Raw genomic sequence first — 14,943 nt, 5'->3', positions numbered from 1 at the left:
TATTACAGTTACTTTTTGTTTCATTTGCAATACATTAACTACTTCCCTTATACCTAATGGCATGAAGAAACTGATTTTACTTATCGTACTGGTCGTTATGGTGTGCTCCTCTACCGTTGCACACAACATTATGTTCAAACATCTGGAAGTCAGGGACGGAATGCCCAGCAACCAAATCAATTCGATTTACAAGGATTCGAGAGGCTTTATGTGGTTTGGAACTGCATCCGGCCTGGCGCGCTACGACGGTTACCGTTTCAAGGTCTTTTACAGTTCGGACAATGACCCGGCATCCTTGCCGAACAGTTACATCGAAAAGATTACGGAGGACGGAGAAGGACGCCTGTGGATACGTACCGGCGAAAGCGGGTATGTGATTTATAACTGGGACACGGAAGATTTTGTGCGCGATGTGCGTTCCTATATGTGGGACATCGGGATAGACGGGACGCCGCGATTTGTGTTTGTCGACAGCCGGAAGAATATGTGGTTTGCAGTGGATGGGAAGGGATGCTATCGTTACCGCCCCGGAGAAAAGAAGGCGGAAGTTCTGTCTTTCGGCGGGAAGGGGATGCCGGAAGGTATCGTCATGGATATTGTCGAGTGTAAAGACGGCGTTATAGTGGTATATGATAACGGACACGTGCTTTGCATTGACCGTGAAGAAGTGAAGGTGAAATGGGAGTTGACGGATATCATGAAAGAGATGGGCACCCGCACAGAAATCTTCTTCTTGTATGTGGACAAGGATGATGATTTATGGATATACGGCGCTCCCGGCGTGTGGGCATACAATCTGCCTGCAAAGAAGTGGCGGTCGCAGTGGAACTTCAGCGACAGGGGGCAGGCTCATGTGGTGGCCATTGCCCAGGACAGGCGGGGGCGTATCTGGTTCGGGAAAGACCAGGACGGCATTGACATCTGGAACAAGACGACCGGCGAAACCGTTTCGCTCACTTACAATGTGGACGATGAACGCGGATTGCCCAATAATACCATTAATGTGCTTTATGAGGACGAAGGCGGAGTGATGTGGATAGGTACTTATAAGAAAGGTGTGGCCTATTATAACGAGGGCATCTTCAAGTTTTCCATCAATCGCTTGGGCGACATCAACTGCCTGGAAGAGTGCGGAAACGGTTGCCTATGGCTGGGCAGCAACGATGCCGGGTTGATGCACTGGAATTCGCTGACGGACGAAAAGAAAATATATACCCACTCACGGGCGGGAAATTCCATAGCTTCCAATGTAATTGTCACTCTGTTGCAGGCAACCGACGGTAAACTGTGGATAGGCACTTTTTGGGAAGGTCTGGATTGCTTTGACGGCAAGCGTTTCGTGAATTACCGCAACCGCCCTGGAGATGAGAACTCACTGGCTAATAATAATGTCTGGGCATTGGCGGAGGACAAGGATGGAAATATATGGATTGGTACATTGGGTGGAGGCCTGCAATGCCTGAACCCGAAGACGGGGAAGTTTGTCACTTATACCATGGCTAATTCCGACCTCATCTCCAATCATATTTCTTCTATTTGCATCACTCGCAACAACCGGCTTGTTATCGGCACCTCTTCTACGGGTGTTGCCATTATGGATTTGAACACTCGGAAGATAACCAATATGGTAGGCAACCTGTCGGGAAACCAGCGTTTCTCCAATCAAAGCATCAACCAGGTTTATGAAGACAGCCGCGGACTGATATGGATAGGGACACGCAATGGACTGAATCTGTATAATCCGAAGAACGACCATTTGCAGATAGTCTCTTCCGGACAGGACGAAGCAAAAGAATATATTGCCGGTATTGCAGAGGACGAGAATAAAAATATGTGGATGACCACGGCGAACGGAGTGCTGAATATTATTCCTTCCATTGATACGAAAACCGGAGATTATGCTTTCCACTATTATATATATGATGATAAGGATGGCCTGCAAGGTGCGGAGTTCAATCAGCGTTCTATCAAACGGCTCACTTCGGGAGAGATTGCGATGGGGGGGATGTACGGACTCAATACTTTCAGTCCCAATGATATCAAATATAACCTAACGCTGCCGAGAGTGATGTTTACCGGCTTCCAGCTGTTCAATGAAGAGATTGAAATCGGGAAGGAATACGGAGGGCGTGTCCTGCTGCGCGAGTCATTGAATAAAGTCAGGGAGATAGAGCTCGACTATAAACAGAATGTCTTCACCGTTCTGTTTGCATCGGACAATTACATTTTGCCCGATAAGACCCAGTATTTGTATAAGCTGGAAGGTTTTAACGAAGACTGGTTGTCGGGCATGGCAGATATGCACCGCGTCACTTACACGAACCTGGCGCCCGGTACTTATATGCTGAAAGTAAAAGCCATCAATAGTGACGGGTATGCAGGGACGGAGGAAGCGAGCCTGAAGATTATTATCCGGCCGCCTTTCTGGATGACTTCGTGGGCGTATGCCGTTTATGCTCTGTTGCTGATTGGGGTACTGATACTTGCCCGTAATGCAGTGTTGCGTCGTGAGCGCAATAAATTCAAGATACAGCAAATGGAGCATGAAGCGGAAAGGAATGAGGAGGTGAATCAGATGAAGTTCCGTTTCTTCACCAATGTGAGCCATGAGTTGCGTACTCCGTTGACACTGATTATTTCACCGCTGGAGAGTATGATAAAAGAGACGAAGGATGACAGGAAACTGGGCCAATTGAAGTTGATGCACCGCAATGCCTCACGCTTGCTGAATCTGGTGAATCAGTTGCTGGACTTCCGTAAGAATGAAGTGGCAGGCCTGCATCTCAGCCTTTCCGAAGGAGAGATTGTATCGTATGTGCATAATATCTGCAATTCGTTCCTGATGCTCTCTGAAAAGAAGAATGTGCATCTCACTTTCTTCTCGGCGATAGAATCGCTGAATATGTCGTTTGATGAAGACAAGATAGGTAAGGTGGTGATGAACCTGCTTTCCAATGCATTCAAGTTCACTCCCGATGGCGGACGTGTGGACGTTTCGCTGGAGTTGCTGAAAGGGGCTGCCGAGACGTTGGAAATCAAAGTGTCCGATACAGGCGTAGGTATCAGTGATGCGGACAAGGAGCGGATATTCGAACGCTTCTATCAGTCGGAACGCAAGGGAAACGGAAGTTCTACCACGGGTAGCGGCATCGGGCTGAGCCTGGTGCGCGATTACGTTACGCTGCATGGCGGTGTGGTTCGTGTGTTTGATAATGTAGGTACGGGTAGTGTGTTTGTGGTAGATATCCCTGTGAAACATTCCGTTGTCAATGTGGCTACTCCGCTCTCCGAAGAAGCGGCGGAAGAGGATGCGGCCGTTTTGGCGTTGGAATCAGAAGAAAAACCGGAAACTGAGCTGCCGGATGAAGAAGGGAGAAAGAAACCATTGGCACTGATTGTAGATGATAATGAGGACTTTGTTTCTTTTATGCGCTATACATTAAGCCTGTATTTCCGCGTGGAATCTGCTGTAAACGGAAAAGAAGCCTGGCAAGTCATACCGGAGCTGATGCCGGATATCATCGTCAGTGACGTGATGATGCCCGAAATGGATGGTAATGAACTGTGTCGCTGGGTGAAAGCGGATAAGCGCACAAGTAATATCCCGTTCGTACTGCTCACGGCCAAGCAGTCGGTGGAAAACAAGGTGGAAGGCCTGACCATCGGTGCGGACGATTATGTGACGAAACCTTTCAATATGGAAGTGCTGATATTGCGGATGCGCAAACTGATAGATTTGAGCAGCAAGAACAAGCTCCGTACCCGTATAGACCCTGAACCGAGTGAGATCGTCATTACATCGATGGATGAGAAACTTATTGAAAACGCGATTAAATATGTGGAAGCGAATATCTCCCGTTCCGACTTATCAGTGGAAGAGCTGAGCCACGAGTTGGGAATGAGCCGGGTGCACCTGTACAAGAAGCTGTTGCAGATCACCGGTAAGACTCCGATTGAATTTATCCGCATCATCCGCTTGAAACGTGCCGCCCAACTTTTGCGTGAAAGTCAGCAGAATGTATCGGAAGTTGCCTATCAGGTGGGGTTCAACAATCCCAAGTATTTCAGCAAATATTTCAAGGACGAATTTGGCGTTTTACCCTCTGTATACCAGGAAAAGGAGGGCAAATAACAAAAAGTACCCATTACTGAAACATCTGATAGTTCCATAAATCAAATAAGCCCTTTCCATTCAACATCGGAAGGGCTTGTTTTGCCTTTGATTTTCTACTTTTACAACCGGAGAAAACAACTTTAAAAACAATAATATGAAATTGAAAAACACTTCAGTTTATTTGCTCGCCGGATGGATGCTGATGGCATGTTCCGGTCGCGGGTATGAAAAGACGAGTAGTGGCATTATTGTAAATGTCGAGCAAGAACAACCGACAGACGTGCGCAAAGTGCGGGTCGAAGTGATGGGAGAGAAGCTGATCCGCGTGTCGGCGACTCCTGAAAAGAACTTTTCGAAGACAGAGAGTCTGATTACCGTTCCCCGGAAAAACAAAACGGATTTTAGTGTGGAGGAGAGTGAGGAGGCCGTTTCGGTAAAGACTTCACAGGTGTGTGCCGTTGTGTCCAAAGCTACGGGAGAGGTGCGTTTCACGGATGCTGTGGGAAATCTGATACTGGCGGAAGATGCGGACGGAAGAACTTTTGAACCCATTGAAGTGCAGGGTACGAAGGCTTATACGGTGCGTCAGGTATTCCGGTCGCCCGATGATGAGGCATTCTACGGACTGGGGCAGCATCAGGCTGATGAATTCAACTATAAAGGAAAGAACGAGGAACTCTTCCAGTATAACACGAAAGTCTCTGTGCCTTTCATTGTTTCCAATAAGAATTATGGGATTTTGTGGGATAGCTATTCGCTGTGTCGTTTTGGCGACCCGCGCGATTATTCGCAATTGAGTTCTGTGTTCAAACTCTATGATAAAGAAGGCAAGGAAGGGGCTTTGACCGGAACCTATGTGCCCGCTGCAACGGCAAGTTCGCAGACGCTGGTGCGCAGGGAAGACTCCATCTATTTTGAACATCTGAAGTCCGAGGATTTATCCAAAGTGGTGAATCTGCCTGAGGGATTCCCTTTCATGGGTTCGCAAGTGACTTACGAGGGTGAGATAGAGCCGATGGAAAGCGGGGAGTTCCGTTTCATCCTTTATTATGCAGGTTATACGAAAGTGTATATTGATAATGAACTGGTGGTTTCCGAACGTTGGCGTACGGCCTGGAACCCGAACAGCTATAAGTTTGCAGTTGACCTGAAAGCCGGTAAGCGTGTTCCTTTGAAGATTGAATGGATTCCCGACGGATATGTTTCTTATTGCGGCCTGCGTGCATTGTCTCCTGTGCCTGCCGAAGAACAGAACAAGCAATCCTGGTGGGGGGAAATGCAGAACGAGATAGATTATTACTTCGTTTACGGTGATAATATGGACGAAGTGATCGGCGGTTATCGTGACCTGACAGGAAAATCGCAGATTATGCCGAAGTGGGCGATGGGCTACTGGCAAAGCCGCGAACGCTATAAGACTCAGAACGAGATACTGGATGCCTTGAAAGAGTTCCGCCGCCGTCAGATTCCCATTGATAATATTGTGTTGGACTGGAGCTATTGGCCTGAAAATGCTTGGGGTAGCCACGAGTTTGACAAGGCGCGTTTTCCCGATCCGAAAGGTATGGTCGATTCCATTCATGCGTTGAATGCCAAGATGATGATTTCTGTCTGGCCGAAGTTCTATCGGACTACGGAACATTATAAAGAGTTTGACGAGAAAGGTTGGATGTACCAGCAGGCGGTAAAGGATAGTATCCGCGACTGGATTGGTCCGGGTTATGTCGGCTCATTCTATGATGCGTACGCCGAAGGTGCGCGCAAGCTTTTCTGGAAACAGATGGAAGATCGTCTTTATCCGCTCGGGATTGATGCCTGGTGGATGGATGCCAGCGAGCCGAATGTGCGCGACTGCACCGATCTGGCCTATCGGAAAGCACTGTGCGGCCCGACTGCCCTCGGTCCTTCCGACCAGTATTTCAATGCGTATGCGCTGATGAATGCTGAGGCTATCTATGACGGGCAGCGTGCCGTGGATAATGATAAACGCGTATTCCTGTTGACCCGTTCGGGCTTTGCCGGATTGCAACGTTACTCTACGGCCACATGGAGCGGTGATATAGCTACGCGCTGGGAAGATATGAAAGCGCAGATTTCTGCCGGACTGAATTTTGCCGTCAGCGGCATTCCTTACTGGACGATGGACATCGGTGGTTTCTGTGTGGAAAGGCGTTATGAGGATGGGCAGAAGGAATTTAATAAGACCGGCCGGGAAAATGCGGATTATAAGGAATGGCGTGAGTTGAATACGCGTTGGTATCAGTTTGGTGCATTCTGTCCGTTGTTCCGTGCGCATGGTCAGTATCCGTTCCGCGAGGTGTGGAATATTGCTCCGGAAGGCCATCCGGCTTATAATTCCATCGTGTATTATACGAAGCTGCGTTATACGATGATGCCTTATATCTACTCGTTGGCGGGTATGACGTATTTTGATGATTATACAATCATGCGTCCGCTGGTGATGGATTTTTCGGAAGATACGAAGGTGAATAATATAAGTGACCAGTTTATGTTCGGTCCGGCACTGATGGCGGCTCCGGTGTATGAATACGGAGCGCGTAACCGTGAGGTGTATTTCCCGGCAGGTTGTGGCTGGTATGATTTCTATACCGGTAAGTATGTGGCTGGCGGACAGCGGCTGAATGTGGATGCTCCATACGAGCGTATGCCGCTTTATGTATGTGAGGGGGCGATTGTTCCATACGGTCCGGACATGCAGTATAGTGATGAGAAACCGGCGGAGGAAATTACGCTGTATGTGTATGCCGGCCGGGACGGTGCGTTCACGTTGTATGAGGATGAAGGTGTGAATTACAATTATGAAAAGGGGCAATATGCCACTATTCCGTTTACTTACAACGATGCCGAAGGGAGTGTGACCATCGGTGACCGTGCCGGTGAATTCCCCGGTATGCTGAAAGAACGTACATTCAATATCGTGAAGGTGGGTAAGGATAAACCGCAACCTTTTGATATGAAGGCTAAAGGTACGGTGGTGAAGTATGACGGGAAGGGACAGAAGGTGAAGCTGTAAACAGTTAAATGATAATTTAGCGGCTTTGCCGCTAAAAATTGACAATTGACAATTAACAATTGACAATTACCATTCGGAACGATTGTTTAAGCACAATATAGCGCAGCCTAATTGTTAATTGTCAATTGTCAATTGTCAATTTTTAGCGGGCATCCGCCCGCTAAATTATCATTTATAGAATAAAGATCATGAAACGATTATTACTAATACAAATATCCTGTTTTCTTCTTTTTCTGACGGTAGGAAGCTGCACCTCCGCTGAGAAGATGACGAACGACCGTCGGCAGGACTTTACCGCCGACTGGACCTTTCGTTTAGGTGATGATTCATTGGCCTCCCGTCCCGACTACGATGACACGGCTTGGCGGACATTGAATCTGCCGCATGACTGGGCCATCGAAGGAGAATTCAGTAAGGACAATCCCTCCGGTACGGGTGGCGGTGCGTTGCCCGGCGGCATCGGCTGGTATCGCAAAACCTTCATAGCCGATAAAGCGGACGAAGGCAAACGCCTCAGGATTGACTTTGACGGCGTATACATGAACTCCGAAGTTTTCATCAACGGCCATTCCCTGGGTGTTCGCCCCTACGGATATGTTTCATTCAGTTACGACCTGACTCCCCATATCAAGTGGGGGGAAAAGAACGTCATTGCCGTCCGTGTGGACAATGCCGAGCAACCCAATTCCCGTTGGTATTCGGGCTGCGGCATCTACCGCAACGTGTGGCTCGCAAAACTTAATCCGGTGCACGTATCGCAATGGGGCACATACGTTGTGGCTGATGAAGTATCCAAGAACAATGCCCGGTTAGTGATACGTACCCAATTGCAATACGACGTTGAGGCGCAAATGACGGATTCAGTGAGGCAAGCCGACGGCACGTATGTTGTGTTCGATTCGGAAATTGTTCCTCTGGCAGATATCATTCTGCAATCCCGGTTGATTGATGCTGACGGAAATGTGGTGGGAGAGACTGTTTCGGAGGTTCAGATGATGTCTGCCGTTCCGAATCGGGTGGAGCAGGAGATGGTCTTGGATAATCCGAACCTTTGGAGTCTTGATAACCCTTATATATATAAAGTAAGAAGCATTGTCAAAGAGAAAAAGACCGGTGAAGTACTTGATGTCTATGATACCCCTGTCGGCATCCGTACTTTTCGTTTCGATGCACAGAAAGGATTCATCCTGAACGGAGAACAAGTGAAGATAAACGGTGTCTGTATGCACCACGACTTGGGATGCCTGGGCGCAGCCGTCAACCTCCGTGCCATCGAACGCCAGTTGGAGATACTGAAAGAAATGGGATGCAACGGCATCCGTTGTTCCCATAACCCGCCCGCACCGGAATTGCTCGACCTTTGCGACCGCATGGGCTTCATCGTGATGGACGAGACATTCGATATGTGGCGGAAAAGGAAAACAGCCCATGACTATTCCCGTTACTTCAACGACTGGCACGAACGCGATCTGACCGACCTGATACTCCGCGACCGCAACCATCCCTCCATCTTTATCTGGAGCATCGGCAATGAAGTGCTCGAACAATGGTCGGACGCGAAGGCAGATACGCTGACCCTTGAAGAGGCAAACCTGATACTGAATTTCGGACATGACAAAAGTATGCTGGCAAAGGAAGGTGAGATGAGTGTCAATTCTTTGCTGACGAAAAAGTTGGTGGATATGGTGAAGAAACTGGATTCCACCCGTCCCGTGACGGCAGGCTGTAATGAGCCGAATCCGAATAATCATTTATTCCGTTCGGAAGCGTTGGACATCATCGGCTTTAATTATCATGACGATTGGTTTGCAGGTGTACCCGAAAACTTTCCCGGTAAGCCGTTTATTGTGACGGAGAGTGTGTCGGCACTGATGACGCGCGGTTATTACCGTATGCCGAGTGATGAAACGGTGCTTTGTCCCGAACGTTGGGATAAGCCTTATTATGATGCTTCGTTCTCTTGTTCTTCATACGATAATTGCCATGTTCCCTGGGGGAATAGCCATGAAGGAACCATGCGCCATGTGAAGAACAACGCTTTTATCAGCGGACAATACGTCTGGACGGGATTTGATTATATCGGAGAACCCACTCCCTACGGATGGCCGGCACGCAGTTCTTATTTTGGAATTGTAGACCTGGCCGGTTTCCCGAAAGATGTGTATTACCTCTATCAGTCGGAATGGAATCCCGGAAAGGAAGTATTGCATCTCTTCCCGCATTGGAACTGGACGCCGGGTCAGGACATCGATATGTGGGCTTACTATAATAATGCCGATGAAGTGGAACTTTTTGTGAACGGTAAGTCACAAGGCATCCGTACAAAAGGAAAAGATGATTTTCATGTGATGTGGCGCGTGAAGTATGAACCGGGTGTGGTACGTGCCGTTTCACGCCGGAATGGAAAGACGGTGCTTGAACGGGAAATCCGCACTGCGGGTGAACCTGCGCAGATACGGCTGACGGCTGACCGGAGTGAAATAAAGTCGGATGGGAAAGACCTCATTTTCATATCGGTAGAAATATTGGATAAGGATGGTAATCTTTGTCCGAATGCGGATAATCAGGTCATGTTTGATGTGCAAGGTGCGGGCTTCATTGCCGGTGTGGATAATGGCAGTCCCATTTCTATGAAACCCTTCAAGGCCGACCGTCGCAAGGCTTTCTACGGGAAGTGCCTGGTGGTGATTCAGAACAACAGTCAGTCAGGCGGGATTAAGCTGACGGCTACGGCAGATGGATTAAAATCGGCGGTGATGGCTGCAAGTAGTAAATAGTAACTACTTACTACCAACTACTAACTACTTATCTTATTAAATGTAATAATTATGAAGAAACAACTCTTTGCAACCCTTTTGTTTGCCTGCTCAGTAGGAACTCTGACTGCGCAGACTCCTGTGTATTTAGATGATACCAAACCTATTGAAGCACGCGTGAAAGATGCTCTCAGCCGCATGACGCTGGAAGAGAAAGTAGCCCTTTGCCATGCCCAGAGTAAATTCAGCAGCCCCGGCGTCCCCCGGCTCGGCATTCCCGAACTTTGGATGAGTGATGGCCCCCACGGCGTCCGTGCCGAAATCAACTGGAATGACTGGGGCTATGCCAAATGGACAAACGACAGCATCACTGCATTTCCCGCCCTGACCTGCCTTGCGGCCACCTGGAATCCGGAAATGTCCGCCATCTACGGCAAAGCCATCGGTGAAGAAGCGCGTTATCGCGAAAAAGATGTGCTTCTCGGTCCCGGTGTTAATATCTATCGTACTCCGTTGAATGGCCGGAACTTTGAGTATATGGGTGAAGACCCTTATCTGGCGGGAGTGATGTGTGTGCCTTATATTCAGGAAGTACAGAAAAACGGTGTAGCCGTCAGTGTGAAACATTACGCGCTGAACAACCAGGAGTTATGGCGCGGCCATATTGATGTGGAACTCAGTGACCGTGCCCTGCACGAAATCTATCTGCCCGCTTTTAAAGCTGCCGTACAACAAGGCGGTGCCTGGACGGTGATGGGAGCTTACAATAAGATACGTGGTCAGCATGCCTGTCACAACGACTTGATGTTGAATAAGATATTGAAAGATGACTGGGGCTTTGATGGCGTAGTTGTAACTGACTGGGGCGGTGCCCACGACACTTACGAAGCTGCCATGAACGGCCTCGATATTGAAATGGGCTCTTATACCAACGGTCTGACTTCTGAAAGTGTATTTACTTATGACGATTATTATCTGGCAAGCCCTTATCTCCGGATGTTGAAGGAGGGTAAAGTTCCCATGAGTACGGTAGATGATAAAGCTTCCCGTATCCTCCGCCTGATATTCCGTACAGCGATGAATCGTCAGAAACCATACGGCTCATTGACTTCTGAAGAGCATTACCGGGCAGCCCGTGAGATTGGCAACGAAGGTATTGTGCTTCTGAAGAATGCTCCGGCAACTGCCTCCAAGGGAACTTCCCGGCAGAAAACCGCAGCCCCGCTACTACCGCTTGATGCAGCAAAATACCAGCGCATCCTGGTAGTTGGTGATAATGCCGTCCGCTTGTTGAACGAGGGCGGTGGCTCCTCCGAACTGAAAGTGAAGGATATGGTTTCTCCGTTGGATGGTATGCGCTCCCTGTATGGTGACAAGGTGACTTATACCCAAGGTTATGCCGCCGGACGCCCTATGTATGGTCGTGCCGAAGAAATCCCGCAGGCCATAACAGACTCTTTACGTACCGCTGCAACGGAACTGGCTAAAGATGCTGACCTGGTTATCTTATTCGGCGGATTAAACAAAAATCACTTCCAGGACTGTGAAGCCGGCGACCGCCTGACGTATGGCTTGCCGTTCGGGCAGAATGAATTGATAGAATCTTTGCTGAGTGTTAATAAGAATCTGGTGTTGGTGTTGCTGAGTGGTAATGCTGTGGAGATGCCGTGGCTGAACAAAGTTCCGGCTATTGTGCAAGGCTGGTATCTGGGCTCTATGGGTGGCAATTCCCTTGCCGATGTTTTGAGTGGCGCGGTCAATCCCAGTGGAAAACTACCTTTCTCTTTCCCGGTGAAACTGACAGATTGCGGCGCCCATGCCTTTGATGAACTGAGTTATCCGGGAGATAGTATCAAGCAGGTTTATAAGGAAGACATCCTGGTAGGCTACCGCTGGCACGATACCAAGAAAACACCTGCCCTGTTTCCTTTCGGCTATGGCCTGAGCTATACGACATTTGCTTATGGCAAACCGGTAGCGTCCGCCAAAACAATTGCCGCTGATGGCACACTGACTGTAACCATCCCCGTGAAGAATACAGGAAACGTTGCCGGAAAAGAGGTCGTACAGCTTTATATCGGTGATGAGAAATGTAGTGTCCTGCGTCCGCTGAAAGAGTTGAAGGCTTTCCGAAAGATAGCTTTGACACCGGGTGAAGAAAAAGAAGTCTCCTTCACAATAACTCCGGAGGACTTGAAGTTCTATGATGAGACGGTGGGTGAATGGACGGCCGAACCGGGTAAGTTCAAGGCTTATATCGGTGCTTCTTCTGCAGATGTCCGCGGGGTGGTACCGTTTGAATTGAAGTAAATAAGATAGTGTGACTGTTGGAGAATGGGAAGAAATGCGGGGTGTTTATCGCATTTCTTCCCATTCTTCTACAGTCATTGTTTCTGATGAGAAGTTTACACCGATGCGTATGATTGTCCGGCTGTCCGTGAGATACGGCCGGGCATACTGCCGCTCTTCAATTTGCTTCAGAGCCTCGGATGCGGAACCATCCAGCTTAAACTCGAAGATATAAATGTAGTTCTTGAATTCGAGAATGCAGTCCACACGGCCTTTGGCCTGTGTCTGCTCGTTCAGCAGGCGGCAGTTGTTCTCGCCCAGCAAGCGCAGGATGAGATAGAATGTGTATTGAAAATGCTTTTCGGCGGCTTCTTCAGATTTCACAGATCCGTGGGAGTCATAGGAAATGCTCGACAGGAAGGCGGTGAGTGAGTCGCGGAAAGCTCGCGTCTCGCCTTGTTTCAGCAGTTTGATGGCATCTGATATCCAGTTGGAAACCTCCATTTCTTTAGTTTTCAGATAGCCGGAAGCAATCATCGTGAGGAAGCCCTTGCGTACTTCGTTATTGGGGAAGTCCAGCAGGAATTCGCCGCTTTCCGGGTCATAATCCTTGATGGTGAGATATCCGCTCTGGTAAATCATCGGCAGGGGTTTCTCCACATCCGCTTTATAGTCCACAAACATTTCGGGAGCGTAATACCTTCCGGTCAGTTCGTTGAGCTGTTCATGGTTGTGCTGTAGCAACACCTGGAGGTAGGTGGGCGTACCGGTTTTGTACCAATAATCATCAATCCGGTTGTTGATAAAAGCATTGAGCAGGCTGAAGGGGTTATATATCCCTGTCAGTCTGTCGCTGAAATGATAACCGTCATATTGTAGTTTAAGGCGTTTCTCCATTTCTTGCAGGCTGCACTTGTATTTTTGGGCCAATGCAGCAATCGGTTCGGCAAAGTGATGTTCCAATTCTTCCTGAGTGATGCCGCACAAAGTGTTAAAATCGGGATTCATGCTGATATCCCTCGGCTGGTTGAATCCACTGAACACACTGACTTGCGAAAACTTCGTCACCCCCGTGAGCAGCACGAATTGCAAGAAGTCGTCCGCACTCTTGAAGGTGGAGTAGAAAGCTTTCAGCGTATCCCGGTTGACGTCTTCCAGCGGAGTGTCGAGCACGTCGAGTATGGGCTTGTCATATTCGTCTATCAGCACTACGGCACGTCGGCCGGTCTGCTCGAAAGCCTGCTTCAGTAGTGATTCAAAACGTTTGCCTATGGGGGCATTGACAGGTGTTTTACCGTAGATTTTTTCCCATTCACCTATATAGAACAGGATTGTTTCTGTGAGTTGTCCTTTCTCTTTATAAACTACTCCGTTGAAATCCATCTTGAACACCGGGTGCACATACCAGTTCTTCTCCAATTTCTCTATGGCAAGTCCTCGGAAAAGCTCTTTCTTCCCCAGAAAATAGTTTTCGAGCGTACTGACCAGAAGGCTTTTCCCGAAACGGCGGGGGCGGCTGAGGAAACATACCGCGCTTGTGTTTACCAGGTCATATACCAAGGCCGTTTTATCCACATAAACGAAGTCGTTGATGCGGATCTTCTCGAAACTCTGTATTCCAATGGGGTATTTCATCATGATTCCTTCTTCTTTTTTCTGACGTTACTTGCAGGACAAAGATACTCAGTTCCTGCGACATCAACAAGCTTGCCGGGTAGTTTGTTTGGATGTTTCTGGCATGAGAAATCTCTTTGCGGTCGATTAATCTTTTTCTTAGGCATTTCTATTGCTTTTGTTACGGAAGCTTAGTACATTTGTATACGAATACTATTTCTTTCCACCACAGGGATTCTTTCTTTCCACCATGGAGGAAAGAAAGAATCCCTGTGGTGGAAAGAAACTTTCTCCATGATGGAAAGAATAAATGTTTACTGCGATTTCCCTTAGCCGTCGTAGGAAAAAGAGATAGAAATGGCGGCGCGACCACTTAACCCCGGCACTTCATGTTTTCTGATGTGGAGTACCCCATAAAAAATAGATAGATGAGTGCATATTATGATCTTTTTGAGAAGCCTGACATTCGCCAAACCGGTGAGCAGCAACCCCTTTACGCCCGTTTCATACCTAAAGGAACCATTGAACGGAAAGAATTTATAAACCGTGTCCACCTTTTCACCGGCATCAGCCGCAGCCTGTTGGAAGGTGCGATGGCCGCCTTTATGGACGAGTTGCGTGACTGCCTTGCCGATGGTTGGACGGTGGAACTGGGCGAACTTGGCTATTTCACCCCTTCACTGAATTGCCGTCGCGAAGCAATGGAAAAAAAAGAACTGCGTGCCGCTTCGGTGACGCTTCGCGGCTTGAACTTCCGTTTAGGGAAGGAATTCTATAAAGAATTAGATAAAAAAATGCGATTGGAACGTCATCCGCAGTCGTCATCCAAGCCCGAATCTTCTACGCCGCTTCTGTCCGTAGAGCAGCGTTTCCGCTTGCTTGATGAGTATTTGCAACAAGAACAGCCCTGCATCAACCGTGCACAGTATGCCCGCTTGACAGGACGCAGCGTGAAGCAGGCGGTTACGGACTTGAACCTGTTTATTGAGGATGGATTGCTGATAAGGTGTGGCACGGGGAGGAATGTGGTGTATATGAGGAATAAATAAATTATTAGTCGATTAAATCATAAAACCGGAAATTTGGTTGTTAAATCCGTAATTTATCTATTACGACATTGAAAACGACAGGCTATC

Annotated in this window: 6 protein-coding genes; 5 read left to right on the top strand and 1 reads right to left on the bottom strand. The window is 48.3% G+C overall.

Translation table 11 applies throughout. The features are described from left to right. Nucleotides 1–61: 61 nt before the first annotated feature. The 4 genes from BUC01_RS12425 (at nt 62) to BUC01_RS12410 (ending at nt 12,214) form a co-directional block, all read left to right on the top strand. On the top strand, nt 62–4,132 hold the full coding sequence (locus tag BUC01_RS12425) for a hybrid sensor histidine kinase/response regulator transcription factor (protein ID WP_073313885.1): 4,071 nt from the start codon (nt 62–64) through the stop codon (nt 4,130–4,132). Nucleotides 4,133–4,268: 136 nt separating this feature from the next. After that, entirely contained in the window at nt 4,269–7,148 is a 2,880-nt protein-coding gene (locus BUC01_RS12420) for a TIM-barrel domain-containing protein (RefSeq protein ID WP_025830577.1), read from the top strand. A gap of 188 nt (nt 7,149–7,336) precedes the next feature. Then, nucleotides 7,337–9,925: a glycoside hydrolase family 2 TIM barrel-domain containing protein gene (locus BUC01_RS12415; RefSeq protein WP_073313841.1), complete on the top strand. Its 2,589-nt coding sequence runs from the start codon at nt 7,337–7,339 to the stop codon at nt 9,923–9,925. A gap of 51 nt (nt 9,926–9,976) precedes the next feature. Beyond that, nucleotides 9,977–12,214 (top strand): glycoside hydrolase family 3 C-terminal domain-containing protein, encoded by a 2,238-nt coding sequence (locus tag BUC01_RS12410; protein WP_025830576.1) that lies wholly within the window; start codon nt 9,977–9,979, stop codon nt 12,212–12,214. Nucleotides 12,215–12,259: 45 nt separating this feature from the next. On the opposite strand, the gene BUC01_RS12405 is transcribed toward BUC01_RS12410, so the two are convergent. After that, the gene (locus tag BUC01_RS12405) at nt 12,260–13,828 is read right to left on the bottom strand and encodes an ATP-binding protein (RefSeq protein ID WP_025830575.1); all 1,569 of its coding nucleotides are present in this window, start codon (nt 13,826–13,828) and stop codon (nt 12,260–12,262) included. Nucleotides 13,829–14,235: 407 nt separating this feature from the next. On the opposite strand from BUC01_RS12405, the gene BUC01_RS12400 reads away from it, so the two are divergent. Continuing rightward, nucleotides 14,236–14,856 carry an HU family DNA-binding protein gene (locus tag BUC01_RS12400; protein WP_025830574.1) on the top strand — a complete coding sequence of 207 codons (621 nt, stop codon included), beginning with the start codon at nt 14,236–14,238 and terminating at the stop codon, nt 14,854–14,856. Nucleotides 14,857–14,943: the final 87 nt, after the last annotated feature.

The organism is Bacteroides stercorirosoris (genome assembly GCF_900142015.1).
GTDB lineage: Bacteria > Bacteroidota > Bacteroidia > Bacteroidales > Bacteroidaceae > Bacteroides > Bacteroides stercorirosoris.
Note: the sequence above shows the minus strand (reverse complement) of the source record. Positions and strands in the feature narration are given on the sequence as shown.